This window comes from Hymenobacter rigui (assembly GCF_003944715.1).
Taxonomy (GTDB): domain Bacteria; phylum Bacteroidota; class Bacteroidia; order Cytophagales; family Hymenobacteraceae; genus Hymenobacter; species Hymenobacter rigui.
Genome location: NZ_RWIT01000021.1, coordinates 16,866 through 42,334 on the forward strand (window position 1 = coordinate 16,866; position 25,469 = coordinate 42,334).

23 protein-coding genes are annotated in these 25,469 nt (G+C 61.6%); 17 read left to right on the top strand and 6 right to left on the bottom strand.

The window, feature by feature from the left end; all coding sequences use genetic code 11:
• Positions 1-86: 86 nt before the first annotated feature.
• The 5 genes from arsS to EI291_RS21100 all read left to right on the top strand — a co-directional run bounded on the left by arsS (position 87) and on the right by EI291_RS21100 (position 5,213).
• On the top strand, positions 87-1,136 hold the full coding sequence (gene arsS, locus EI291_RS21080; protein ID WP_125424266.1) for an arsenosugar biosynthesis radical SAM (seleno)protein ArsS: 1,050 nt from the start codon (positions 87-89) through the stop codon (positions 1,134-1,136).
• Positions 1,137-1,360: 224 nt separating this feature from the next.
• Positions 1,361-1,816 (top strand): BLUF domain-containing protein, encoded by a 456-nt coding sequence (locus EI291_RS21085; protein WP_125424267.1) that lies wholly within the window; start codon positions 1,361-1,363, stop codon positions 1,814-1,816.
• 99 nt (positions 1,817-1,915) lie between these two features.
• Entirely contained in the window at positions 1,916-3,760 is a 1,845-nt protein-coding gene (locus EI291_RS21090) for a PAS domain-containing sensor histidine kinase (RefSeq protein WP_125424268.1), read from the top strand.
• Positions 3,761-3,912: 152 nt separating this feature from the next.
• Positions 3,913-4,590 carry an MIP/aquaporin family protein gene (locus tag EI291_RS21095; protein ID WP_125424269.1) on the top strand — a complete coding sequence of 226 codons (678 nt, stop codon included), beginning with the start codon at positions 3,913-3,915 and terminating at the stop codon, positions 4,588-4,590.
• 155 nt (positions 4,591-4,745) lie between these two features.
• On the top strand, positions 4,746-5,213 hold the full coding sequence (locus EI291_RS21100) for a hypothetical protein (protein WP_125424270.1): 468 nt from the start codon (positions 4,746-4,748) through the stop codon (positions 5,211-5,213).
• 16 nt (positions 5,214-5,229) lie between these two features.
• Here the strand turns inward: EI291_RS21100 and EI291_RS21105 are convergent, their stop codons facing one another.
• Complete coding sequence (locus EI291_RS21105; RefSeq protein ID WP_125424271.1) at positions 5,230-6,144, bottom strand: flavin reductase family protein; 915 nt, start codon at positions 6,142-6,144, stop codon at positions 5,230-5,232.
• A gap of 166 nt (positions 6,145-6,310) precedes the next feature.
• On the opposite strand from EI291_RS21105, the gene EI291_RS21110 reads away from it, so the two are divergent.
• The 3 genes from EI291_RS21110 (at position 6,311) to EI291_RS21120 (ending at position 8,618) form a co-directional block, all read left to right on the top strand.
• Complete coding sequence (locus EI291_RS21110) at positions 6,311-6,862, top strand: RNA 2'-phosphotransferase (protein ID WP_125424272.1); 552 nt, start codon at positions 6,311-6,313, stop codon at positions 6,860-6,862.
• Entirely contained in the window at positions 6,859-7,773 is a 915-nt protein-coding gene (locus EI291_RS21115; protein ID WP_125424273.1) for a M28 family peptidase, read from the top strand. Before EI291_RS21110 ends, EI291_RS21115 begins: the two co-directional genes overlap by 4 nt.
• 77 nt (positions 7,774-7,850) lie before the next feature.
• Positions 7,851-8,618 carry a DUF2490 domain-containing protein gene (locus tag EI291_RS21120; protein WP_125424274.1) on the top strand — a complete coding sequence of 256 codons (768 nt, stop codon included), beginning with the start codon at positions 7,851-7,853 and terminating at the stop codon, positions 8,616-8,618.
• Here EI291_RS21120 and EI291_RS21125 read toward each other — a convergent pair.
• Positions 8,605-9,090: a hypothetical protein gene (locus EI291_RS21125; RefSeq protein ID WP_125424275.1), complete on the bottom strand. Its 486-nt coding sequence runs from the start codon at positions 9,088-9,090 to the stop codon at positions 8,605-8,607. The two genes, EI291_RS21120 and EI291_RS21125, sit on opposite strands and share 14 nt — an antisense overlap.
• Positions 9,091-9,327: 237 nt before the next feature.
• Between EI291_RS21125 and EI291_RS21130 the strand changes: the two genes are divergently transcribed.
• The 8 genes from EI291_RS21130 (at position 9,328) to acs (ending at position 20,730) form a co-directional block, all read left to right on the top strand.
• Positions 9,328-9,750 carry an IS1/IS1595 family N-terminal zinc-binding domain-containing protein gene (locus tag EI291_RS21130; protein WP_125424276.1) on the top strand — a complete coding sequence of 141 codons (423 nt, stop codon included), beginning with the start codon at positions 9,328-9,330 and terminating at the stop codon, positions 9,748-9,750.
• Between the two features lie 130 nt (positions 9,751-9,880).
• Complete coding sequence (locus EI291_RS21135; RefSeq protein WP_125424277.1) at positions 9,881-11,407, top strand: hypothetical protein; 1,527 nt, start codon at positions 9,881-9,883, stop codon at positions 11,405-11,407.
• 109 nt (positions 11,408-11,516) lie between these two features.
• Positions 11,517-13,022 carry an MFS transporter gene (locus tag EI291_RS21140; protein ID WP_125424278.1) on the top strand — a complete coding sequence of 502 codons (1,506 nt, stop codon included), beginning with the start codon at positions 11,517-11,519 and terminating at the stop codon, positions 13,020-13,022.
• Positions 13,023-13,185: 163 nt separating this feature from the next.
• Positions 13,186-13,401, top strand: coding sequence for a hypothetical protein (locus EI291_RS21145; protein ID WP_125424279.1), 216 nt, complete (start codon positions 13,186-13,188; stop codon positions 13,399-13,401).
• 111 nt (positions 13,402-13,512) lie between these two features.
• Positions 13,513-16,275, top strand: coding sequence for a sensor histidine kinase (locus tag EI291_RS21150; RefSeq protein ID WP_125424280.1), 2,763 nt, complete (start codon positions 13,513-13,515; stop codon positions 16,273-16,275).
• A 102-nt stretch (positions 16,276-16,377) separates the two neighbouring features.
• Complete coding sequence (locus tag EI291_RS21155; RefSeq protein ID WP_125424281.1) at positions 16,378-16,758, top strand: response regulator transcription factor; 381 nt, start codon at positions 16,378-16,380, stop codon at positions 16,756-16,758.
• A 39-nt stretch (positions 16,759-16,797) separates the two neighbouring features.
• Positions 16,798-18,729 carry an AMP-binding protein gene (locus tag EI291_RS21160; protein ID WP_125424282.1) on the top strand — a complete coding sequence of 644 codons (1,932 nt, stop codon included), beginning with the start codon at positions 16,798-16,800 and terminating at the stop codon, positions 18,727-18,729.
• A 72-nt stretch (positions 18,730-18,801) separates the two neighbouring features.
• Complete coding sequence (gene acs / locus EI291_RS21165) at positions 18,802-20,730, top strand: acetate--CoA ligase (RefSeq protein ID WP_240635626.1); 1,929 nt, start codon at positions 18,802-18,804, stop codon at positions 20,728-20,730.
• A gap of 121 nt (positions 20,731-20,851) precedes the next feature.
• Here acs and EI291_RS21170 read toward each other — a convergent pair whose 3' ends face one another.
• From EI291_RS21170 to fahA, 3 genes are all read right to left on the bottom strand, one after another.
• Positions 20,852-21,394 (bottom strand): hypothetical protein, encoded by a 543-nt coding sequence (locus EI291_RS21170; protein WP_125424283.1) that lies wholly within the window; start codon positions 21,392-21,394, stop codon positions 20,852-20,854.
• A 12-nt stretch (positions 21,395-21,406) separates the two neighbouring features.
• A complete protein-coding gene (locus tag EI291_RS21175; protein WP_125424284.1) occupies positions 21,407-22,561 on the bottom strand; it encodes a zinc-dependent alcohol dehydrogenase in 1,155 nt (384 codons plus the stop codon).
• 291 nt (positions 22,562-22,852) lie between these two features.
• On the bottom strand, positions 22,853-24,136 hold the full coding sequence (gene fahA / locus EI291_RS21180; RefSeq protein ID WP_125424285.1) for a fumarylacetoacetase: 1,284 nt from the start codon (positions 24,134-24,136) through the stop codon (positions 22,853-22,855).
• A gap of 328 nt (positions 24,137-24,464) precedes the next feature.
• Here fahA and EI291_RS21185 point away from each other — a divergent pair, with 328 nt between their 5' ends.
• Positions 24,465-24,842: a glycosyl-4,4'-diaponeurosporenoate acyltransferase CrtO family protein gene (locus EI291_RS21185; RefSeq protein ID WP_240635627.1), complete on the top strand. Its 378-nt coding sequence runs from the start codon at positions 24,465-24,467 to the stop codon at positions 24,840-24,842.
• 224 nt (positions 24,843-25,066) lie between these two features.
• Here EI291_RS21185 and EI291_RS21190 read toward each other — a convergent pair whose 3' ends face one another.
• The gene (locus EI291_RS21190) at positions 25,067-25,363 is read right to left on the bottom strand and encodes a NifU family protein (protein WP_125424287.1); all 297 of its coding nucleotides are present in this window, start codon (positions 25,361-25,363) and stop codon (positions 25,067-25,069) included.
• Positions 25,364-25,469 lie beyond the last annotated feature (106 nt).

Below are 25,469 nucleotides of genomic sequence, written 5' to 3' on the forward strand. Positions count from 1 at the left end.
GGCGCGGAATGCTCAGCCGGCCGGGTCCGCCCGGGTGTCAGGAAACGAACAACAAGAACCAACCACGAAAAACGAATAACTAACCCGTGACGAAATCCCTCAAAGCCACTGGCAACCAGCTCGCCGATTCGGCTTTTCAACTAACCGTGCTGCGCCAGGAAGTGGTGGACGTGCTGCACCTGCCGCCTTTTCATCAGAAGATGGGGGAGGCCGGGCTATTTCCGCTCCGGCCCGTAGCTCCGGCGGTGCTGCAGATCAACGTGGGCAAAATGTGCAACCAGGTGTGCAAGCACTGCCACGTGGACGCCGGCCCCGACCGGAAGGAAATCATGACCCGCGAAACGATGCAGCTCTGCCTCGATGCGCTGGCTCAGACCGACATTCCGACGGTGGACCTGACCGGTGGTGCGCCCGAAATGAACCCCGATTTCCGGTGGTTTGTGGAGGAAATCAGCAAGCTGGGGCGCAAGGTTATCGTGCGCTGCAACCTCACCATTATCGTGGCTAACAAGAAATACCACGATTTGCCCGAGTTTTTCCGCCTGCACGGGGTAGAGGTGGTGAGTTCTCTGCCGTTCTACAGCGCCGATAAAACCGACCGTCAGCGCGGCGACGGGGTGTTTGCCGATTCCATCCGGGCCCTGCAGATGCTTAACGCCGTGGGCTACGGTCAGCCCGGCAGCGGCCTTACGCTAAACCTGGTGTACAACCCGGCCGGGGCCTTCATGCCCGGCCCGCAGGCGGGGCTGGAGCTGCAGTTCAAGCGCGCGTTGCAGAAGGATTTCGGCATCGTATTCAACAGTCTGTTTGCTATTACTAACATTCCGGTGAGCCGGTTCCTGGACTACCTCATCGAATCGGGCAACTACGCGGGCTATATGGAGAAGCTGGTGAATGCCTTCAACCCCACCGCTGCCGCCGGCGTGATGTGCCGCGACACCATCTCGGTGGGCTGGGACGGGGGCCTCTACGACTGCGACTTCAACCAGATGCTCGACCTGCACGTGGCCAGCCCCAGCCAGCACATCCGCGACTTCGACGCGGCGGCTCTGGCCCAGCGGACGGTGGTGGTAAATCAGCACTGCTACGGCTGTACGGCCGGCGCCGGCTCCAGCTGCGGCGGCACCGTGGCGTAGGCTGGGAATTGAGCAGCCTGTATTGGTTTGGCTGGCTGGCAAGTAAATGCGTATGTGTGTGCTACAGGGACAGTAGCATACATCGCCGCATTCATTTGGCGGCGGCAGTCTGCTTGCCTGACTCCAGGCTGAGGCCCAAGACCTCAGGGGGGTAAAACCTTATTCCTTCTTACCCGATGCAGTCCGGTAGAAAGCGTTAGTAAAATGCGTTGTAAATTAGCATCATGAAGCATATTGTGTACCTGAGTCGGGCCGTACATCCATTAACCGACTTTGATTTACAAACGCTACTGGATCAGAGTCGGAAAGACAATGCCCGGAATGGAATTACCGGTATTTTGTTCTACAGTCACGGCAACATCGCCCAGTTATTCGAAGGCGAAGCTGAGGTAGCGGATAAACTATTTGGACGCATCAGCCAGGATGGCCGGCATTCACATGTCCGTAAGCTGATAGATCGGCCCATTGCTGCCCGCAGTTTTTCGGAGTGGTCAATGGCCTTTCATCCGCTGGCCGCCGAAAGCTTTGAAGCACTGCAAGGGTTCCTGCTGCCCCACCACGTGCCGCCCACTCCTGCTACGCTGCCCACGGCTGATGCCTTACTGGTGGAACTGGTGCGGCTGGCCGTGTTCGGCCCCGATCCGTCGCAACCCTACCAGACCACGGTTCCTACATTTTGACAGTTAGCGGCAGTGGTCCGCTGTTGATGCTACTGCGCCTTATCTCTTACTGGCCAGCCTTTGCCAAGCACAGCAGGGTAGGTCATTTTACGCCTGCTTTTGATACCTACTCTTCCTTTTGAGCAGATGTTGCGCCAGTTGCCGGCCGGCGTTGCTACGCTGGAAGGCCCTGAGCTTCGCTACAGCTTCGTGAACGACCAGATGCTGGAGTTGGTGGGTAAGGAGCCACTGGGGCAGCGGGTTGCCGATCAGCCCGGTCAGTTACCAGCGTACTTCCTGGAGGTACTGCCGCGTCTGTACGCTGCCGGGGAGGACTATACGGCCCAAGCGTGTACCTGTGGCTCAAAGCACTGCTATGATTTATCGGTGCAGCCATATCACGACGAGCAAGGCGTAGTAGCCGGGCTGCTGCTGCTGGCCGTGGATGTGAGCGAGCAGGAAGCTGCCCGCCAACGGGCCCACGAGCTGGCCCTCACTACCCGCCACCTGGATGCCCGCTTGCGGGTGCTGACGGAAACGGCCCCCTTGATAACCTATACCACTGATGCCGGTGGGAAGGTTATTTATGTTAGTCCGCAGTGGTACCGCTTTACGGGGCAACCGCCCACGGCCGATCTGACGGCTATCTGGCCTTTGCTGGTGCACCCCGAAGACCGTTTGCGTGTGCTGTTCGAATCCGAAGCCGGCCGGCGAACTGGAACCGGTTGGAACTTCGAGTACCGTTTGCGGCGCTATGATGGTGCGTACCGCTGGATGCTGAGTCGCTCTTTGCCTGAAACGCACCCACCCGAGGCGCCGGTTTTCTGGCACGGTGCCCTGACGGAAGTACATCAGGAACGAGAACTGAGCGAAGCCCGTCGGCGCGGAGAGGCTGAGCTCCGGTTTCTGGCCGATAGTATCCCCGAGCTGGTCTGGACGGCCTCGGCTGAAGGGTTGGTGGACTACTACAATCATTACACGCTTGAATATACCGGCCTGACCAAGGAAGAACTGGGCCCAACCGGCTGGGTAGGCCTGCTGCAGGCTGATGAGCAGGCCGCCGCGGCCCGTCGCTGGGTTCAGAGCGTGGCCAGCGGTACCGAGTTTGAAGGCGAATACCGCATGCGTCGCCACGATGGGGTATACCGTTGGCACACCATCCGGGCCAGGCAGCTGAGCGACGGTAGCGGCCCGCGCTGGTTTGGCACCTGCTCCGATATTGAGGAACAATACCGCCTACGCCAGGTATTGCAAACTCAATACGACGAGTTGTCCAGGGCTCACCACAACCTCGATACGTTTGTGTACGCGGCCTCCCACGATTTGCGCCAGCCTACCAACAACCTTCGCGGGTTATTCGAGGAACTGCGCCGTTCCGTCACGTTTGCTGATGCCGAGCAGGCCCTGATGCTGCAGATGGTGGATACGGCCCTCTCGCAGTTGGATGCCACGCTGGTTGACCTGGCGACCACCGTGCGTACGCAGCGGCAGCTGCAGGAACCGGTGGAGGTCCTGGATCTGGCCCTGGTGCTGGAGGAAATTCTGCTGGGTCTGCGCCCCGAAATCATGCAGCGAGGAGCCCGGATGGAAGTGCTGGTGAGTGAAGCTCCCGGGCTGCGCTACAGCCGTGCCAACCTGCGCTCTGTAGTGCATAATCTGGTTAGTAACGCTCTCAAGTTCAGTCATCCGGTGCGTCCGCCCCATATTGTTCTGCGCAGCTACCTCACGGCCGACGACCAGCCTGTGCTGGAAGTGCGCGACAATGGCCTGGGTATGCACATCGACAATCCGGCGCACCCGGTATTTCAGCTTTTCGCCCGGCAGCACACGCACGTTGATGGCACGGGTGTAGGGCTGTACCTGGTACAGCGCATCGTAACCAGCCAGGGCGGACACGTAACGGTAAATAGTACATTAAGCGAAGGAACTACCTTCACCGTCTACTGGACAATTCCTGCTATATAACCGATTCAGGAGTAACTATCTGGATAGTATAACTTGCTGGCATGGTGGCTGGGAGTCATCTGGCCGATGTACGGCGCATGAATTGGCTCAATCCGCCCACACCAGGCTGATTAGTTGATCTATGCGTTTCTTCATGCACCCACCCCGCATTCATGACTGCTACGCTACGACAATGCCTGTTGGCCGAAATGCTCGGTACAGCCTTTCTGCTGATTTTCGGGACCGGGGCAGTAGTGGTAGATGAGCAAACCCACGCCATTGGTCACGGTGGGGTGGCGGCAGCCTTCGGACTGATTGTGCTCATCCTTATTCAAGGCCTGGGGCACATCAGTGGTGCGCACGTCAATCCGGCGGTTACCATTGGATTCTGGGTAGCGGGCCGGTTTCCGGGGCGGCGGGTGGTGCCGTACGTGCTGGCCCAGTTGGCAGGAGCTTGCCTTGGTAGCGGGGCAGTGTGGCTGCTGGCTGAGCCGTGCTCCTCGCTGGGGGCCACGCTGCCGGCGCATAGTGCCTGGCAGGCCTTTGGGGTGGAATTGGGCCTTACTTTCTGGCTCATGCTGATTATTCTGCGCGTCACCTGCAGCTACTACGAGCAGGGACTGCTGGTGGGCATCACCATCAGTAGTACCGTGGCCTTGGAGGCGCTGGTGGGTGGCCCCCTGAGCGGAGCATCCATGAACCCGGCCCGCTCACTTAGCCCGGCATTATTGAGCGGTAATTTCACGGCCGTCTGGATCTATGTAGCTGCTCCGGTGGCCGGCGTCCTACTGGCCGTACTGGCTGACCGAGTGCTGGACCTGAAAGCCTCTGCAAACGACCAGGCTCCGTAATAAACCACCGGAAATTGGGGGATGGAGTGGCCCCGCTCGTTGCGCAGGCCTGCTGGTATGCGGCGTCCGGCACTGGCGGCAGGTGAAAATCCTAATGACTGGCCTGAATATTGCGCCCGATAAGCTGGTTTTATCTGGCTACTTACTGCTGTTCTATGTCGATACCCTCTACTGTACTGGCTGCCTTCTTCTTACTGGGACTAGCTACTTCAAGCGTGGCCCAGACCGTGCCGCAGCATTCGGACCTTAGCACCGCCCGCTACGACCGTTCCGACACGCTTCGGGCCGTGCGCTACCTGTTTATGCGGCGCAGCCAAGCTACCCGGGGGTGGTTGCAGGCGGGTACAGGCTTGGCCGCTACGGCCGTTGTGGAAAAAGGAATGCTGGCCACTACCAGCCTTCGGAAGCAGGATAAACAATACTACCAAAGCCGGCAGCAGAATGCCAACGGCGACATTCTGTTGGGTAGCCTGATAACGGGCTACGGCCTATTGCGGCTCAGCCGGTTCGGGCCGCAGCAATACCAGCGAGTGCTCAATATCTACCTTCAGGGTGGCCCGCTACCGCAGTACCTCACGCGGCGTTTGAGACCGAAGTATTTCCGGATGATGCCGCCGGTATAAACGAGCTTAACAGGAACTACTCAGCCAGCAGCAGCACTTTCCAGGCGTCCAGCAGGCGGCCTTCTTCTAGGAGCTGCTTGCCCAGCTGCATGAGGGCGGCTTTCTTTTCCTTGGCTTCAGGATGCTTGCTGAGGGTGTAGCTCACGATGGGCTCCTGGCGGAAGGCCTGCACCTCGGCGGCCGAAGGAATCGACTGCACCTCGATGTTGGCGAGGCGGCCCAGGTTGTTACCGGTCAGGATATCGGAGGTGCGGATGTGCGCCGGGAGTTGGTCGATGCCGATGCCGAGGTTCCGGTTAGGTTTGGGTACTTCGAACAGGGTGGTGGCCGAGCGGCTGTACCAGTCGCCGCCGAGGCGGGCCACGGCGTCGAGCTTCACGGGGTCGATGCCGATGCCGGAGGGCAGGATGATGTCTTCGCGGAAGTGGGCCAGCACCACCCGGCACAGCACTAGGTTGCCGGCCCCGTTGTTCTGTCCCAGCTCAATTACCTGCTCTACCACGCACTCAAAGGCGGCTGGCGCTTCCAGCACCCGGGGCGGCCGCACCTGCTGGCTGGGCACGGCGGTGAAGCCGGCTTTCACGAACTCGTCCACGCCCTTAGCATACTCGGTGCTGGCCAGTGACATCTGCTCCACCATGTCGTAGCTGCAGATGTGCACCACGCACTCGGCCACTTCGCGCACGTTCTGCAGGGTGTGCTTCTGGGAGTTGTCGCGCACCCGGTTGGCGGGCGAGAAAGCCAGGATGGGCGGGTTGGAGCCGAAGCAGTTGAAGAAGCTGTAGGGGCTCAGGTTCACGCTGCCATCGGCGGCCACAGTGCTCACGAAGGCTACCGGGCGCGGGGCAATGGCTCCCACCATAAACGGGTGCCAGTCGGAGGGCGAGAGGTCGGACGGAATGATGCTGCGGAACGGGGTGGGAGAAGTCATGGGGGCGAAGTTCGGCGTTGGCAGGCAATTATCCGTGGCCGGATTTTCCGCAGGGTTTCGCAGTGACCGTTCAGCATTGGTTACGGGCCCGGAGCTGGTTTTCAGAACTGCTTACCAGCGCGTTTCTTTGGGGTGATTTTCCCGTTGTTATACTGCCATTATCCTGATGCAGAATACCCAATTGAGCAAGCTCCTGAGCTACACGTTGCGCCACCGCCCCGATGAGCTGGGGCTCACCCTCGATGCCCAGGGCTGGGTGTCGGTAGCGGATCTGCTGGTGGCGCTGCAGGCCCGTGACGCCGGCATTACCCGGGCGCAGGTGGAGGAGGTGGTAGCTTCCAACGATAAAAAGCGGTTTGCCTTCTCGGAGGATGGGCAACAGATTCGGGCCAGCCAGGGGCACTCGGTAGCCGTGGAGTTGGGCCTGGAGCCCCAAGCACCGCCCGAAACTTTGTACCATGGTACGGCCACCCGGTTTCTGGCCAGCATTATGGCTGAGGGGCTGCGGCCCGGCAGCCGGCAGCATGTGCATCTCTCGCCCGACCCCGTCACGGCCGAAACAGTGGGCCGCCGCCACGGTAAGCCGGCCATTCTGCGGGTGGCCGCCGGGGCCATGCACGCGGCCGGAACGGAATTCTACCAGTCGGCCAACGGGGTGTGGCTGACGGCCGCCGTGCCGCCCCGCTACCTGACGCCCGATACGCCCGCCACCGTATGAAGCGGCTGTTACTGGCGGGCGCGCTGCTGACGGCCGGACTAAGTGCCGTGGCCCAATCGGCGGATACCACCCGGCTGCGCGGCCACATTGTAGCCCTCACCAGCACGCCCGAGCCCCGCAACTACCTCCACGAGGCCAGCCTCAACCAGGCTGCCGACTACATTCGGGCGGAGCTGGGGGCGGCCGGAGCCCGGCCCACCGAGCAGCCCTATGAAGTGAAGGGGCGTACCTACCGCAATATCCTGGGGCATTTCGGGCCGGAAGACGGGCCCCGCCTCATCATCGGAGCGCACTACGACGTGTGCGGCGAGCAGCCCGGGGCCGACGACAACGGCAGCGGCGTGGCGGCTCTGCTGGAGCTGGCGCGGCTGCTGGGTCGGCAAAAGGGCCTGCTGTATCGGATTGATATGGTGGCCTATACGTTGGAAGAACCGCCGTTTTTCCGGACCCCGCACATGGGCAGCTACGTGCACGCCCAATCGTTGCGGCAGGCCGGCGTGCCGGTGCGGGGCATGGTGGCGCTGGAAACCCTAGGCTACTTCGACGACCGGAAGCACACCCAGCGCTATCCGGTGGGGCTGCTGAAGTGGGTGTACGGTACGCGGGGCAACTACCTGACGGTGGCCCAGAAATTCGGCAACGGGCGCTTCGGCCGGCAGTTTGCGCGCCGCTACCGGGCCGCGGCAGCGCTGCCGGTGAAGCGCTTCAAAGCTCCGGCCTGGCTGCCCGGCATCGACTTTTCCGACCACCTCAACTACTGGCACTTCGGCTTCCCGGCCGTGCTCCTCACCGACACCGCCTTCTACCGCAACCAGCACTACCACGAGCCTACCGATACGCTGGCCCGCCTGGATATGCGCCGGCTAGGGCTGGCCGTGGATGCCCTGCTGGCTGTGGTGGCGGGGCCGTAATTCGGGGTTGGCACCAACTCTAGCCAGTAGGCGGCGTACTTCCTGGCATCTGGCCTTATTGTTCCGGGCCGCAACGGATGAAGAACTACGTACTAATTGGGGCCGGCTGCCTGCTGACTACCGCCGGATTCGGCCAGCAGGCCCGGCTGACGGACCCCAACACGCTGGTCTGGGCAGTATACGCCGGCGACCATCAGCTCACGCCCAAGTGGGCGGTGCACACCGAGTACCAGTGGCGGCGCATCAACGGGGCCCCGCAGCAGCAGCTGGCCCGGCTGGGGCTGGTGCGCCGGCTGTCGGAACGGGTAACGGTGTCGGGGGGCTACACCTACTTCCAGACGCACCGCTACGGCCGCTACCCCACCGTGGCCAACCGCCCCGAGCCGGAAAACCGCCTCTACGAAGACGTGACCCTGCACGACCAGCTGGGTCGTCTCGCCCTCAACCACCGCCTGCGCCTGGAGCAGCGCTGGCTGGGCAGCCGGGCCGATGAGGGGCGGGGGCCAGTGAATGCGTGGGAGTACCAGAACCGCATCCGTTACCAGCTGGCCGCCGAGTGGCCGCTGCAGGGCCCCACGGTGGAAGACGGGGAGTGGTACCTCAATGCCTTCGATGAGCTGTTCATCGGTTTCGGGCGCAACGTGCAAAACAACGTGTTCAACCAAAACCGGCTGTCGGGCGGTGTGGGCTACCAGTTCACGGAGAATGCCAAAATCGAGCTGAACTACCTGTACCAGATCAGCCAGCACGCCACGCCGGAGCCGGTGTCGGGCCGGCCCGTGTTCGAGTTCAACCAGGGCGTGCGGCTCAACGTGCTGTATAACCTGGATTTTAGCGGGCAGTAGTATCGGCCAGCTGTCCCACCCACACCCAGCCGGTTTGCACCAACAGGTAGTCGTCGTTGTCTTCGGGCTGACACAGGAAATGCGGTTTTTCGAGCGCCCACGCCGGCCAGCCGTCGGGATAGTCAAACGAGTCAACCAGGATGTGCCAGGGATGCGTCTGCCACGTCAGCTTATCCGCGCCGGGTAGTTCCCGGTATTCCGCTGGCAGGAGTGGGCCTTCGGGAGCCGGTTGCCCGAACATGTTTTGATGGCGCTCAATGCTTTGTCGAATCCCTACGGTTACTTCAGAGCTATGTGCAAACTCCGGCCCCACCAGCCATACGGCGGCATACACCGGCTCGGATAATGCCATTAGGGCTGGCTGCCACGCGAAGAAGGTTTTAAGCAGATGCTGCGCCGCCAGTTGCCGCACCCGCTTCGGGGGCTGCCGGTGGTGCCAGTGCCAGGGGTGCAGCCCAAGCTTCTTATCCATGTACTGGTACTCTTCTAGTAAATAGATGCTTAATGGTGAAGGTGTTATGCTTTCGATTTGTAGCCGCCGCAGATGCCGTTTGCCGCCGCGTATCTTTTTGCTTTCCTGATGGTAAGTGCCGCGTCTATGTTTGTTGGCTCGCATGGGATAGGTAGGCAGTAGTAACCTTTTGTTGCTAAATTAGTATATGTTTACTAAATAAGTATAGTTTGTAAGTAAGTCTTTACTCATGCGTGTATGTCCCAACTGCGTTGCCCCAAGTGTGAATCGATGGAAGCTACCAAGAGCGGGGTAGTAGGAGGGCGGCAGCGCTTCAAGTGCAAGAACTGCGGCTACCACTACTCGGTGGCTAAAACAGGCAAGGAAACCAGTCCTTACTACGTAATTAAGGCGTTGCAGCTGTACGTGGAAGGGGTGAGCTACCGCGAAATTGAGCGGCTGCTGGGCGTGAGCCACGTCTCGGTGATGAACTGGGTGAAAAAGTACGGCGTGAAGGCCCCGCGCCAGACCGACTACCACCCGACCTACAAAATCCTCAATCAAAAGGAACTAGCCGAGTTCTTCCAAAAACCTGAAAACCTGAAGGAAGCCGGCCTGATTGTAACGGAGCTGGGAGATAAGTACATGATGATAAGGTGGGAGCGGTTTAAGCAGGCCTGAGGCTATAGTAGGTTAGCGGAAGTATAGCCGGGATATGGCCGGTCGGCAGGGATTCAGCTACTTGGTAACAGTAGTCCGCCACCTGGGCTACGTCACCACCTGACTTCCCTCACCTCAAGCCCCACCCACTATGCACAATGCTCGTTACGCGCTGGCACTAAGTGCGCTGTTAGCCGCTGCTTCTGCTTCAGCTCAGGTGCAGCCTGCGCCGGCCAACCCGCAGCCGGCCCCGCCACCCGCTGCCCCCACTCCGCCGCCCGCGCCGCCAGCACCCGCCAAATCAGTGCCTTATGGAGCGGGTATGAAGGTGAATATTTCACCTGATGGCTCCAAGTATCTGCGCTTTATGACGTGGCATCAGGTGTATGCCCGCTACACGGAAAACAACAACGGTACCCTGCGGGCTCCGGCCAAACCACAGAATAGCCAGCTCGATTTTGGCCTGCGCCGCTCCCGCCTGGTAATTCTGGCCCAGCTGAACCCCCGGTTCCTGGTGTACACTCACCTGGGTATCAACAACCAAAACGCCGTGAGTGGCGGGGTGGCCCCTACTACCGACGGGAAAAAGCCGCAGTTCTTCATTCACGAAGCCGTGACGGAGTACAAGGTGAACAAGTACCTGAGTCTGGGGGCCGGCCTGCATTACTACAACGGCATCTCGCGCCTGTCCAGCGCCAGCACCACCAGCATTCTGCCTATTGACCTGCCGCTGACCAACTTCCCCACCATTGAGCAGACCGACCAGTTTGCGCGTTGGCTGGGCGTGTATGCCAAAGGCCGGATTCAGAAGCTGGACTACCGCTTTTCCGTCAGCGACGCCTTTCTGACCAACCAGACCAGCACGCCGCTGAGCCTGGGCACCAGTAGTACGGTGGCCGGCGTAACCACAAATACCGGTACCGGCATTGCGGCTTATAATCCGCAAAACACCAGCCACGTCTATCAGGGCTACGTCAGCTACAACTTCCTGGAGCCGGAGGCCAACCTGCTGCCCTATTTTCAGGGAACCTACCTGGGAACCAAGCGCGTGTTCAGCGTAGGAGCGGGGTTTCTTTATAACAAGAACGCCATGTACTCGCGTCCCACCTCCAGCGCAGTCACGATTACGCCGGCCGTTACCGCCGACCCCTTCGGGCTGATTCCGACGGAAAAGCACAGCATGAAAATGTTTGGGGTGGATGCGTTTTACGACGTGCCCCTGGACACGGCCGCCCGTACGGCGCTTACGCTGTACGGTGTGTACTATAACTACAACATGGGCCCCAACCACGTCCGCTTTATCGGGCCCGAAAACCCGGGCTACGGCACTTCGCCGGTACGCGGTAATGCCGTGCCGCAGTCGGGTACCGGTGGGTCGTTCTACGGGCAGGCGGGCTTTCTGCTGCCCCAGCGGGTGCTGGGTCCCAAAGCCCGGCTGCAGCCCTATGTGGCCTATCTGCACAGCAACTACGAGGGGCTGCACAACAGCAGCGGTGATACCAAGGGCGTGAACGTGTACGATGCCGGGGTAAACGTGCTGCTGGACGGGCACAACGCCAAAGTGACTCTTAACTACCGCGCCCGCCCCGACTTTTCCGGTTTGAACCTGACGACCGGCGTGGTCAACAGCGTGAGTTATAAGCCGGAAATCACGCTCCAGACGCAGATTTTCCTGTAAGCACCCGGTTGGCCGCGGCCGGAGCCAGCACGGCATGTCGTCCTCCCACAACTGGCAACACTCAACTGGCAACCCGCAACTCATCTTCCCACTTTACTTCTCACCCATCATGCACCAGAACCTACCCCAGCGCGACGCCTACGCCGGCGCCGCGCCCCTGGGCGGCGCGCCCGTCGTCGCCGATGACACCCTGGCCCACGACAACAACACGGTGTCGTCCAGTAAAATCTGGCAGGTGATTACCGCTTCATCGGTGGGCACCGTCATTGAGTGGTACGACTTCTACATCTTCGGCTCACTGGCGGCCATTATCGGGCCGGTGCTGTTCGGGCACGCCGGTAAGCTGGAAGATTCGTTGCTGGGGGCGCTGGCCGTGTTTGGGGCCGGGTTTGTGGTGCGGCCGTTTGGGGCGCTGTTCTTCGGCCGCCTCGGCGACATGATCGGGCGCAAGTACACCTTCCTGGTCACGCTGCTGATTATGGGCGGGGCCACCTTCGTCACGGGCCTGATTCCGAGCTACGATACTATTGGCATTGCCGCGCCCCTGATTGTGGTGGTGCTGCGCCTGCTGCAAGGGCTGGCGCTGGGCGGCGAGTACGGTGGGGCCGCCACTTACGTGGCCGAGCACGCCCCCGATAAAAAGCGGGGCTACTTCACCAGCTTCATCCAGATTACCGCCACCGGCGGCCTCATCCTCAGCATTTCGGTCATTGTAATTACCCGCAAGATCATGGGCGAGGATGCGTTTAAGGAGTGGGGCTGGCGCGTGCCGTTCCTGCTGTCGGGCCTGCTGGTTATTGCCTCGTATTACATCCGTCGGAAGCTGCATGAGTCGCCGCTGTTTGCCAAGGCCAAGGCCACTGGCACCACCAGCACCAACCCCCTCCGCGACTCCTTCGTGAACCCCGTGAACCGCCGGCTGGTACTCATTGCCCTGTTCGGTGTGACGATGGGCCAGGGCGTGATCTTCTACACCAGCCAGTTCCAGGCCTATTCCTTCATGAATAATACCCTAAAGCTGGACCTGGTGGACTCCAGCACCATTCTGGTAGTATCCATGCTGCTGGCCACGCCCTTGTTCGTGTACTTCGGCTCCCTCTCAGACCGTATAGGCCGGAAGCGCATCATCATGACGGGTATGATCTGCGGGGCGCTGTTTACCATTCCGCTATTTCATGGACTAAAGGCATTTGCGGGTCCACTTTCAGTTGTAACCCCTGCTGCCATTGATGCTGCTGGTAAGGCAATTCCAGAAGTACAGAAGGCCCTCACGCCCAACGTGCCCGCCATGATTGCCCTCACGTTCATCCTGGTGCTGTTCGTGACGATGGTGTACGGACCTATTGCAGCTTACCTGGTGGAGTTGTTCCCCACCAAAGTGCGCTATACCAGCCTCTCGGTGCCGTATCACATCGGCAACGGCGTATTCGGGGGCTTCGTGCCGCTGGTGGCTACCTGGATTGGGGTATGGGCTGCCACCCAGCCCGAGGGCACCTTCGCCAAAGACCACAGCAGCCTTATCGGGCTGGCTTATCCGTGCATCATCGCGCTGATCTGCTTCTTTATCGGGGTGGCCTACATGCGCGACGTGCGCAACGTGCGCATCATGGATTAGCGGCACCGCGGCAGTTTAGTAAGTCAGTAAAATCCGCCGTGCCGTTGGTTCGGCGGATTTTGCGCGCCGGAGGGGCCGAATTCCCCGGCTGATTCTCCTACATTTCTGCCCGGCATCCCAACTCCGCACGTGCCTTCTGTCAGACTGATTTCCCATCCCGCCAATGGCTACTTCCCCGCCCGAACGCCACGAACAGCGCCGCGGGCAGCGCCTGCTGTTTGTGGGCCTGCTGTTTGCCGTGCTGCTCAATTTCCCCTTTCTGGCCGTGTTCAACCACGACGGCCGCGTGGCCGGCATCCCGGTGCTCTACCTCTACGTGCTGCTGACTTGGTGCCTGCTGGTGCTGATAACCGGGCGGCTGGTAAAGGTGAAATTGTGAAGTTGTGAATGGCCATTCTGCCCGCGCAATTCGCGTCTACAGGCTACCATTTCAGCACCCCACTTCACCACCTCACAAATTCACCACTTCACTATTTCACCACCTCCCCGCATGCCCACCCTGCTTGTCATTGGCTTTTCCTGCGGCTACCTCGCTCTGTTGTTCGGGGTGGCGTATGCGGCGGAGCGTCGGTCGGCGGCACGGCGGAGCCTCGTGAGCAACCCCTACGTGTACGCCCTGAGCATGGCCGTGTACTGCACCGCCTGGACGTACTACGGCTCGGTGGGGCGGGCGGCGCACTTCGGGCTGGAGTTCATCGGGATTTACCTGGGGCCCACGCTCATGGCCCCGGCCTCGTGGCTGGTGCTGCGCAAAATCATCCGCATCTGCCGCGGGCAGCGCCTCACCTCTATTGCCGACTTCATTTCGGCCCGCTACGGCAAAAGCGCCGGGCTGGGGGCTCTGGTGACGGTGGTGTGCGTGCTGGGCGTGGTGCCTTACATTTCGTTGCAGATCAAGGCCATTGCGGCCTCCTTCGACATTCTCACCCGCGGGGTGGCTACCCTCAGCCAGCCGGTGCAGGATGCTTCGGCGGCGGCGGGCTCGGCCTTCTACACCACCGTGGCGCTGGCGTTTTTTACCATCGTGTTTGGGGTGCGCTCTATTGAGGCCACCGAGCGGCACGAAGGCATGGTGCTGGCCGTGGCCGTGGAAAGCCTGGTGAAGCTGGTGGCCTTTCTGGCGGCCGGCCTGTTCGTCACCTACGGCCTGTTCAACGGCTTTGCCGATGTGTTTGAGCGGGCCGCCGCTTTGCCCGAGTTGCGCCGTCTGTTTACGCTGGATGGGGCCGGCACCACGCCGGGGCAGTGGTTTACGCTGCTGCTGCTGAGCATGGCCGCCATTCTGTTGCTGCCCCGGCAGTTTCAGGTGGCCGTGGTGGAAAACGTGAACGAGGACCACCTGCGCAAGGCCATGTGGCTGTTTCCGCTCTACCTCATCATCATCAATCTGCTGGTGCTGCCCCTGGCCTTCGGGGGGCGTCTGCTGGACCCCACCGGCCGCTTCGACGCCGATACGTTTGTGCTGGCCCTGCCGCTGCAGGCCGGCCACCCCTGGCTGGCGCTGCTCATTTACGTGGGCGGCCTCTCGGCGGCCAGCAGCATGATTATAGTGGAAACCATTGCCCTGAGCGTGATGATGAGCAACCACCTGCTCATGCCTTTGCTGGTGCGCATTCCGGCGGCCCGGGGACAGGCGGCCCATTGGTTTGAGCGCCTGGGGCAGGTGGCCCTTAATAGCCGCCGCATGGCCGTGGTGCTGGTGCTGCTGCTGGCTTTTGGCTACTACGCCGCCGTGGGCCACCTGCTGCCGCTGGTGAACATCGGGCTGGTGTCGTTTGCGGCGGTGGCGCAGTTTGTGCCGGTGGTGCTGGGCGGGCTGTACTGGAAGGGCGGCACCCGGCAGGGAGCCACGGCCGGTATTCTGGCGGGCTTCATGGTGTGGTTTTACACGCTGGTGCTGCCCACCATGGTGGGTCCCGCGCTGCTACCCGATGCCCTGCTCACCGACGGGTTGTTCGAGCAAAGCTGGCTGCGGCCGTTCGCCTTGTTCGGGCTGACTGGGCTCGACTACCTCTCGCATGGCTTGTTCTGGAGCTGGTTTTTCAACCTGGGGCTGTACGTGGGCATTTCCCTGCGCCGGCAGCCCTCGGCTCTGGAGCTGCGCCAGGCCCAGCTGTTCGTGGATGTGTTCCGCCACGGTACCGGCTTCGAGGGGCCGGCCGGCTGGCACAGCGCCGCCCCGCTGCCCGATGTACGCACCCTGCTCACCGGCTTTTTGGGCCGGAAGCGCACCACCCAGGCCCTCAAAACCTTCCAGACGCGCTTCCCCGACGCCCACGCCACCGACTCCGTGACCCCGCCCCAGGCCGACCCGCGTCTGCTGGCCTACGCCGAAAAGCTGCTGGCCGGCTCCATCGGGCCGGCCTCGGCCCGGCTGCTGCTGCGCTCCTCGGTGGGGGTGGAGGATATCAGCTTCGACAACGTGGTGGGCATCCTGCGCGAAAGTCAACAGTTGCTGGAAGCCAACCGCCAGCTCCAGAAGCAGCAGCGCCAGCTCCAGCGCCTCACCCAGCAGCTGCAGCAGGCCTACGACCAGCTCCAGGAGCTCGACCAGCACAAGGACGAGTTCCTGTACACCGTCACGCACGAGCTGCGCACCCCGCTCACCAGCATCCGGGCCTTGGCCGAAATCCTGAGCGATACGCCCGACATTGAGGAGGAGGAACGCCAACGGTTTCTGCTCACCATCACCCGGGAGTCGGAGCGGCTGAGCCGGCTGATTACGCTGGTGCTGGACCTGGAGAAGTACGAATCGGGCAAAGCCACGCTGGAGCTGGCCCCGGTGGATGTGGCCGACGTGGTAACCGACGCCTTGGAGGCCGTGGGCCAGCTGCTGCGCGACAAGCAGATCCGGCTGGACCTGGCCGTGCCGCCCGGCCTGCCCGCCCTCCCCGCCGACCGGGACCGGCTGATGCAGGTGCTGGTGAATCTGCTCAGCAACGCCGTGAAATCGTGTCGGGCCGATGGCACGGGCCGCATGGCGGTGGGGGTGGAGGTGGTGCCCGGGGGCCTGCGGCTGGTAGTGCAGGACAACGGCAAGGGCATCGACCCGGAGTTTCACCAGCTCATCTTCGATAAGTTTTTCCAGGCCCGCCACCAAACCATGCGCAAACCGGAGGGCTCGGGGCTGGGCCTGGCCATTACGCGCCGCATTGTGGAGCTGCACGCCGGCCGCATCTGGGTGGAAAGCCAGGTAGGGCAGGGCGCGCGCTTCGCCGTGGAGCTGCCCCTGGATGAGAGTTCTGTTTTGTAAAATGAGAGGATATTTGACCCGAATCGGCCTCCGCGCCCGGCATCTTGCCGGCGGCTTTGCCGCGGCCCCGTTTGTTTCCCGCTACCACTTCACCCCTTAGTCATGGCCACGGTTCCGCACATTCTTATCGTGGATGACGAGCCCAACATCGTCATGTCCCTGGAATTTCTGATGCGCAAAAACGGCTACCAGGTCAGCATTGCCCGCAACGGCACCGAGGCCTTGGCTGCCATTGATGAAACGGCCTTCGGGGTAATCCTGCTCGATATTATGATGCCCGACGTGGATGGCTACCAGGTGTGCCGCCACCTGCGCCAGCGCCCCGACCGGGCCGGTACCCGCGTCATCATGCTCTCGGCCAAAAGCAAGGAGGCCGACGTACAAAAAGGCTACGAAGCCGGGGCCGACCTCTATCTGCCCAAGCCCTTCAGCACCCGCCAGCTCATGGAAAAAGTAAAAGAGCTGCTGGCTACTCCCGCCTGATACTTCCCGCCCGTTCTTTCCTCATTCCCACCCACCCGCATGAAAACGCCCACTTACGCCGCCCAGTACGCCGCCAGCCTCCACGACCCCGAAGCCTTCTGGGCCGGGCTGGCCGGGCAGCTCCACTGGTTTCAGGAGCCGCCCCGGCCCGTACTCAGTCAAGACCCCGATTCCGGCCTGGACCGCTGGTTCCGGGGCGGCAAGCTCAACACCAGCTGGCTCTGCCTCGATTTCCACGTGCAGCACGGCCGCGCCGACCAGGTGGCCCTGGTGTACGATTCGCCCGTGACCGGGCAGGTACGCCGCTACACCTACCGCGAGCTGCTGGACCTCACCAGCCGCTTTGCCGGTGGCCTGCGCCAGCTGGGTGTGGGTCCGGGCGAGCGGGTGATTGTGTACATGCCCAACCTGCCCGAGGCCGTGGTAACCATGCTGGCCTGCGCCCGGCTGGGGGCGGTGCACTCGGTGGTATTCGGCGGCTTTGCGCCCCATGAGCTGGCCGTGCGCCTCAACGATGCCGAGCCCTGCGTGCTGGTGTGCGCCTCCGCCGGCCTGGAGTTTGATAAGGTGATTCCCTACAAGCCGTTGGTGGAAGCCGCCCTGGCCCTGGCCAACCACCGCCCCGACCATGTGGTGGTGCTGCAGCGGGACTTCTGCCCGGCCGAGCTGGTGCCGGAGCGCGACGTGGATTTCCGCTACCTGCTGCAGGCCGCCCCCGTAGACGCCGTGCCGCTGGATGCCACCGACCCGCTCTACATCCTGTACACCAGCGGCACCACCGGCCGGCCCAAGGGCGTGGTGCGCGACAACGGCGGCCACGCCGTGGCCCTCAAATACAGCATGGCCGCCATCTTCGGCATGCAGCCCGGCGAAACCTTCTGGGCCGCTTCCGATATTGGCTGGGCTGTGGGCCACAGCTACAGCGTGTATGGGCCATTGCTGCACGGCTGCACCACGGTGCTATTCGAGGGCAAGCCCGTGCGCACACCCGACGCCGGCACGTTCTGGCGCGTTATCCAAGACCATCAGGTGCGGGTGCTGTTCACGGCGCCTACCGCCATCCGGGCCATCAAGAAGGAAGACCCCACCGCCCAGCTGGCCCGGCAGTACGACCTCAGCAGCCTGCGCCACCTGTTTGTGGCCGGCGAGCGGTGCGACCCCGCCACCTACGCCTGGGCCGGCACCACGCTGGGCGTGCCCGTGGTGGACCACTGGTGGCAGACGGAATCAGGATGGCCGATGCTGGCTACTCCGGTGGGGCTGGCCGATGCCCCCGCGCCCCGGGCCGGCTCGGCGGGCCATCCCGTGCCAGGCTACAATGTGCAGATTGTGGACGAAAGCGGCCGGCCCGTGCCGGCTGGCACCACCGGGCTGGTAGCCGTGCGCCTGCCGCTGCCCCCCGGCTGCCTGCCCACCCTCTGGCGCGACGATGCCCGCTTCCGCAGCTCCTACCTGGACGCGCTGCCCGGCTACTACGCCAGCGGCGACGGGGGCTACCAGGACGCCGAGGGCTACTTCTACATTATGGGTCGGGTGGATGACGTGATAAACGTGGCCGGCCACCGCCTCAGCACCGGCGAGATAGAGGAGCTGCTGGCTGCCCACCCCGCCGTGGCCGAGTGCGCCGTGCTGGGCATTGCCTGCGAGCTGCGCGGGCAGGTGCCGGTGGGCCTGGTCGTGCTCAAGGACGGCTACAATCTGCCCGAAGAGCAGCTGCAGCAGGAGCTGGTGGCCCGCATTCGGGAGCGAATTGGGGCCGTGGCCTGCTTCCGGCAGGCGGCCGTGGTGCAGCGGCTGCCCAAAACCCGCTCGGGCAAAATTCTGCGCAAAACCCTGCGCCAGCTGGCCGATGGTGAGCCGTTTGTCTTACCTTCCACCATCGACGACCCCGCCATCCTCGACGAAATCCGGGCGGTACTGGCTGCCCGCGGTATCGGGCAGGCGTTTGCGCCCCGGGTGCCGCTCGGGTAGTCGCCCGGTATTCCTGTTCACGGCTCCAGCCGTTTTTCCTCCGTTACAACTTCTTCATCTCACTTTTTCGCAATGATGCCCGAAACTCCCTCCCGGCATGCCCGCATCCGTAGCATCGAAGGCTACCACGAAGCGTATCACCTCAGCATCAACCACCCCGAAGAGTTCTGGGCCTCCGTAGCCGCCCCCTTCACCTGGCGGCGCAAGTGGGATAAAGTGCTCAGCTCCGATATGCCCGCCGGCCGCAACGAGTGGTTCCAGGGCGCCCGCCTCAACATCACCGAAAACTGCCTCGACCGCCACCTGGCTACCCGCGGCAACAAGCTGGCCCTCATCTGGGAGCCCAACGACCCCAAGCAGCGCCACCTGCGCCTGACCTACCGTGAGCTGCACCAGCAGGTGTGCCAGTTTGCCAACGTGCTGCACAACAACGGCGTGGAGAAGGGCGACCGGGTGTGCATCTACATGCCCATGATTCCGCAGCTGGCCATTGCTGTGCTGGCTTGTGCCCGTATCGGGGCCATTCACTCCGTGATTTTTGCCGGTTTCTCGGCCACCGCCATTGCCGACCGTGTGAACGACGCCCAGGCCAGCGTGGTCCTCACCTCCGACGGCCTCAACCGTGGCCCCAAGCAGATTCCGGTGAAGCGCGTGGTGGATGAGGCCCTGGAAACCTGCCCCTCGGTGCGCCGCGTAATTGTGGTGGAGCACCTAGGCTGGCCCGTGCAGATGGAAGAAGGCCGCGACGTGTGGTACCACGAGGAAGTGGAAGGCGTGGCCAAAACCTGCCCCGCCGAGGAAATGGACGCCGAAGACCCGCTGTTCATCCTCTACACTTCGGGCAGCACCGGCAAGCCCAAGGGCGTGGTGCACAGCACCGCCGGCTACATGGTGTGGGCCGATTACACGTTCCGCAACGTGTTTCAGGTAGAAGAAAACGACATCTACTGGTGCACCGCCGATATTGGTTGGGTAACGGGCCACTCGTACCTGCTCTACGGCCCGCTGCTGGCCGGCAGCACCTCGCTCATGTTTGAGGGCGTGCCCACGTACCCCGATGCCGGCCGCTTCTGGGAGGTGATTGATAAGCACTCGGTGAGCATCTTCTACACCGCGCCCACGGCCATCCGCAGCCTCATGGCCGCCCCGCTGGATAACGTACTCAGCTACTCGCTCGATTCGTTGCGGGTGCTGGGCTCGGTGGGGGAGCCCATCAACGAGGAAGCCTGGCACTGGTATCACACCCACGTGGGCAAGGAGCGCTGCCCCATCGTGGATACGTGGTGGCAAACGGAAACCGGCGGCATCATGATTTCGGCGCTGGCCGGCATTACCCCCAGCGTACCGGCCCGGGCCGGGCTGCCGCTGCCTGGCGTGCTGCCCGTACTGCTCACCCAGGAAGGCCAGGAAATCCAGGGCAACGACCAGGAGGGCTACCTGGCCATCAAGCAGGCCTGGCCCGGCATCATCCGCACCACCTACGGCGACCATGAGCGGGCCGTGCAGACCTACTTCAGCGCCTACCCCGGCTACTACTTCACCGGCGACGGGGCCCGCCGCGACGAAAACGGCCTCTACCGCATCATTGGCCGGGTGGATGACGTGATTAACGTATCGGGCCACCGCTTCGGCACGGCCGAAATCGAAAATGCCATCAACCAGAACCCCAACGTGGTGGAATCGGCCGTGGTGGGCTACCCGCACGACGTGAAGGGCCAGGGCATCTACGCCTACGTCATCTGCCGCGACGGAGCCTGCGAACGGGACGCCGACAAAGCCCACGTAGAAGCCAGTATCATCGAAACCGTGGTGGCCGAAATCGGCAAAATTGCCAAGCCCGACAAGATTCAGCTGGTATCGGGCCTGCCCAAAACCCGCTCGGGCAAAATCATGCGCCGCATCCTGCGCAAAGTGGCTGAAGGCGAAACCGGTTCCCTCGGCGACACCACCACCCTGCTCGACCCGGCCGTGGTGGATGAGATTATCAAAGGCAAGAAGTAGCGGGGCGGCAGGCTGACCCCTGCGAGTACTCCGGCAACAAGGCTGGTCAATAAAAAAACACCTCAGCTTTCGGGCTGAGGTGTTTTTTTGTTTTCGGAACAGGCAAAAGAGTACCGAGCCGTTAAAACCGGCCCAAATAGTCCTTTTTCACGGGGCGTTTTTTCTCTTTTTTGCCCGAAGACAGCCATACCACCACGCCGGCCGTTACCGCGCCGATGGTGGCCAGCTTCGTGATAAAGGCGGTGCGGTTGTACTTCCACTCCATGTCGTAGCCTTTCTCGGCCCAGATGTTGGGCAGCTTGCCGTGGGCCAGGTCGCTCAAGATACCTTCCACCACGCCCACCCGGTCGGCCACAATCAGCGGAAGCCAGTGTTTGTACTCATTCTCGCTGTACTTGAAGGCCGCCCGCCGAATCAGGCCGCTCAGGCCAACGGGCGGGGCCGGCGTCCCGAATACGGCCGATACATCGGGCCGCTCGATGGAGCGTAGCACTTCCGTATTTTCGGGCTGCAGGTGGTCGGGGCGGTGCTTGCTGTCGGGGTCCTGACCTACGTTCATGCGCTGACGCATGGGGTAGGTGGGGTCGTTCTTGGGGTCGGCGTCAATGCCCCAGCCTTTGATCTGCTTGGGGTCGATGGGCCGGTTGTTCTGTTTGGTTTCCATGAGGAGGGGGCGTTACTGGTTGGCGGTAGGGGGCATCAGCACGGTTTTGATGCAGTTGTCCAGCTTGGCGGAGAACATGCGGTAGCCGTCGGCTACTTCTTCCAGTGGCAGGCGGTGCGTAATCAGCCCTTTGGGGTTCAGTATGCCGTTTTGCACATGCTCAATCAGGCGGGGCAGTAGGCGCTTCACCGAGGTCTGGTTGCCCCGGATGGTGAGGCCCTTGTTCATCATGTTGCCGATGGGCACGAGGTTATCGGTGGGGCCATATACACCCACAATGCTCACCACGCCGCCTTTTTTCACGGAGTTGATGGCCCAGTGCAGCGCCGTGGCCGAGCCGGCCTGCAGCAGCAGCTTGCGGCCCGTAACGGTCTGCATGGTGTTGCCGGCCGCCTCGGCGCCTACGGCGTCAATCACGCAGTCGGCCCCCATCCAGTCGGTTATCTTCTTGATGAACACCACCGGGTCGTTCATTTCCTTGAAGTTGTAGGCCTCGCAGTACGAGTAGTTGCGGGCAAACTCCAGGCGGTAGTCTTCCTGATCAATAATGATGACACGGCCGGCCCCGAACAGCCAGGCGCAGCGGGCGGCCATGATGCCAATGGGCCCGGCCCCGAACACCACCACCGTGTCGCCGGTCTGGATGCCGGCCATTTCGGCGGCCTGGTAGCCGGTGGGCACCACGTCGGTGAGCAGCACGGCATCATCCAGGTCCATATCCGGCGGGATGATGGTGGGCCCGACGTTGGCGTAGGGCACCCGGGCGTATTCGGCCTGGCCGCCGTTGTAGCCGCCAGCCGTGTGCGAGTAGCCAAAAATGGCCCCTACGGCCGTCGATTCGGTGTTCGACTCGTTGCAGTTGCCGAACATGCCCTGGCGGCAGAAGTGGCACTCGCCGCAGGCAATGTTGAAGGGCACCAGCACCCGGTCGCCCACTTTTACTTTGGTAACATCGGCTCCGATTTCCACGATTTCGCCCACAAACTCGTGGCCAAAAGTGGAGCCCACGCGGGTGTCGGGCACGTTACCGTTATAAAGGTGCAGGTCGGAGCCGCAGATGCAGGTGCGCAGCACGCGCACAATGGCGTCCTGCGGGTGCTTAATTTCCGGCATGGGTTTCTGCACGGCGCGGACCCGTTTGGGGCCCCGGTAGTCCATGGCTAGCATAGTGGTCTGGCGTTAGAAGTGAGATGCACGCCAGCACGCAAATGGTGTGGGCCGCCTGTTGCGGCACTGGTCCCCGCAATACCGGGGGCGTGATGCAAGGCTATACCCCGGCTACCGGGTAAGGTTGTTAGGGTTGAGCTTGAAAATCAGGCAATTTCGTGCCAAATGCGGCCCGCCGTTCGCCGCCGCTCCGGCCCAATTGAGGGCGGAGGATACCAAAAACCGGACTTCGGGCCAGCCGCTGCCAACCCGAAGCCCGGTCCAGACTTTTCCGAAAATAAAACGGCCGCCCTACAATGCCGGGGCCGGCAGCACCCGGCCCGTCACCTCCCCAAACCCGATGCGCAGGCCATCCTTCTCGCAGTAGCCGCGCATGGTTACCCGGTCGCCGTCCTGCAGAAACTTGCGCTCCGAGCCATCGGCCAGCGGCACGGGGCGGGTGCCGCGCCAGGCCAGCTCCAGCATCGAGCCCAGCGAGTCGGGGGTGGGGCCGGAGATGGTGCCCGAGGCGTACAGGTCGCCCACCTGCAGGTTGCAGCCGTTGGAGGCGTGGTGGGTGAGCTGCTGGGCCATGCTCCAGTACATGAGCCCGAAGTTGGAGCGGGAAATGGTGGTTTCGGGGCCGTTTTCGGGCTGCAAAGCCACTTCCAGGTTTACATCGAAGTTGTGCTGGCCGGGCTGGCGCAGGTACAGTAGCGGCTCGGGCTCCTGCACAGGGCCGGCCACCCGGAAGGGCTCCAGGGCATCCAGCGTCACCACCCACGGCGACACGCTGCTGCCGAAGCTCTTGCCCAGAAACGGCCCCAGCGGCACGTACTCCCAGCTCTGAATGTCGCGCGCGCTCCAGTCGTTGAACAGCACCAGCCCGAAGATGTGCTCCTCGGCGTACTGAATCGGAACCGTGTCGCCCAGGTGCGTGCCCTTACCCACGATGAAGCCCACTTCCAGCTCGAAATCCAGCTGCTGCGACGGCCCGAAGGTGGGCGCAGCGGCATCGGGAGCCTTGCGCTGGCCGTTGGGCCGGCGGATATCGGTGCCGCTCACCACAATGCTGCTGGCCCGGCCGTGGTAGCCGATGGGAATGTGGCGCCAGTTGGGCAGCAAAGCGTTGGCCGGGTCGCGAAACATCATGCCCACGTTGGTGGCGTGCTCGATGCTGCTGTAGAAATCGGTGTAGTTGTGCGACTTCACGGGGCGCAGCATCCGCACCTCATGCTGGCGCAGCAGGCACTCGCGCATCGCCTCATCCGAGCGCAGGGCGGCGTTGTCGTGGCGCAGCAGCTCCGATACGCGCTGGCGCACGGCCCGCCACGCCGGCCGGCCCAGGGCAATAAACTGGTTGAGGGAGCGACGCCGGAACACCTTGGGCAGCGCCTTGCCCAGGTCCAGGTTATCAAAGAAGCCGAACTGGGCCACGGCGTACAGATCCAGCACGTACTCGCCGATGGCTACGCCCAGCCGCGGGCCCCGCTCCTCCGTCTCAAACACGCCAAACGGCAGGTTCTGAATGGGAAAGTCGCTGCCGGGGACAATATCAATCCAAGAGTGCAGGGCGGGGTCGTTGGGGTTAGCCATTCGGGGTGGAAAGTTGATGGTAGGAGCGGCAAAGGTAGCGGGCCGGGCGGAATGCGGCCGGTGGGTGGAATCCTGCGAAGCCGCTATATTGTGCCGCAGCTCCCGCCACGTATTACCGCAATTGTTGCGGGAGTGTTTGTTTCTGTTATAGAGTACCCGCTGGAGCTATAACCGAAACTGGGAGCAGATGTGGTTTCGGTAATAATGATGTTGGCTGCAATTTGATCAAAAAATTATGATAATGAAACACTTAATACAGGGATTTGTATTTGGAATATCAATGTCATTCATATCTTGGATAGTGGGAATGATAGTTAACAGTCTTCTTATGAAAACAGAATTACATTATAAGCTCTCGAATCTGAATTTTATTAAGAGTAAAGATTTTAACAAAAAAATCGGAATGAAACCTTTTAAGTGGATTGTTAAAAATACATTTTTCAAATACTTTAATCAAAAAATTAAGGTGGAAAGCCAAAATGATGATTTGATTGAAATACGTAAGGAAATGGTCATTTCTGAAATAAGTCATTTAATCGGATTCGTTTTTGTGGTAATTTTCGCATCTTATAAAATTTTTAGTGCAGGAATAATTTTTGGAGCGACAATGATGATTCCAAATTCTTTAATGAATTTGTATCCTTCTCTGTTGCAACAAGAGAACAAGAGACGAATTGATAATTTGCTAAAAAGAAAAAATAGATAACGGCATGTATAACAAATAGCAGATTTAGTGATAAATCAAAATTCAGTGTTTTTAATGAATCTCTGTGTCAAACTGAAGGTGAAGTGACTTCTAATCTGCTACTTCTCATACACGCAAAACGTTAGTCGAATGCTGCTCAAACGCAAAGCAATAGACCCACAGCGCCCCGCCCCAACCGGAAACCGGCAGGAGCGGGGCGCTGCTATGTTACTCAGGAAACGAACCTACCGGACCTGGCCGGCGGGCTGCTCGCTCATGGGCGTGACGTTGATGGCCTCCACGGCGCGGATTTCGGGCACGGCCTTCTTCACCGATTCCTCCACGCCGGCTTTCAGCGTCATCGGCGACATGGGGCAGGTGCCGCAGGCACCGAGCAGCTCCAGGCGCAGCACCATGTCATCGGTGATTTCCAGCACGCGCACGTTGCCTCCGTCGGCGGCCAGGTAGGGCCGGATGGTATCCAGGGCCTGTTCGATGCGGGGCAGGAGCGGATGGGTTTCCACGGCGGGCGATACGGTCATAATGGGAATTTCACTGGGTTTCACGCTGGTCGGGCGGCAATGAGCCCACCAGCGTCGGCAATACGAAGGCAAAGGTAGAACATTCGCCCGACGCTACGGTAAACCG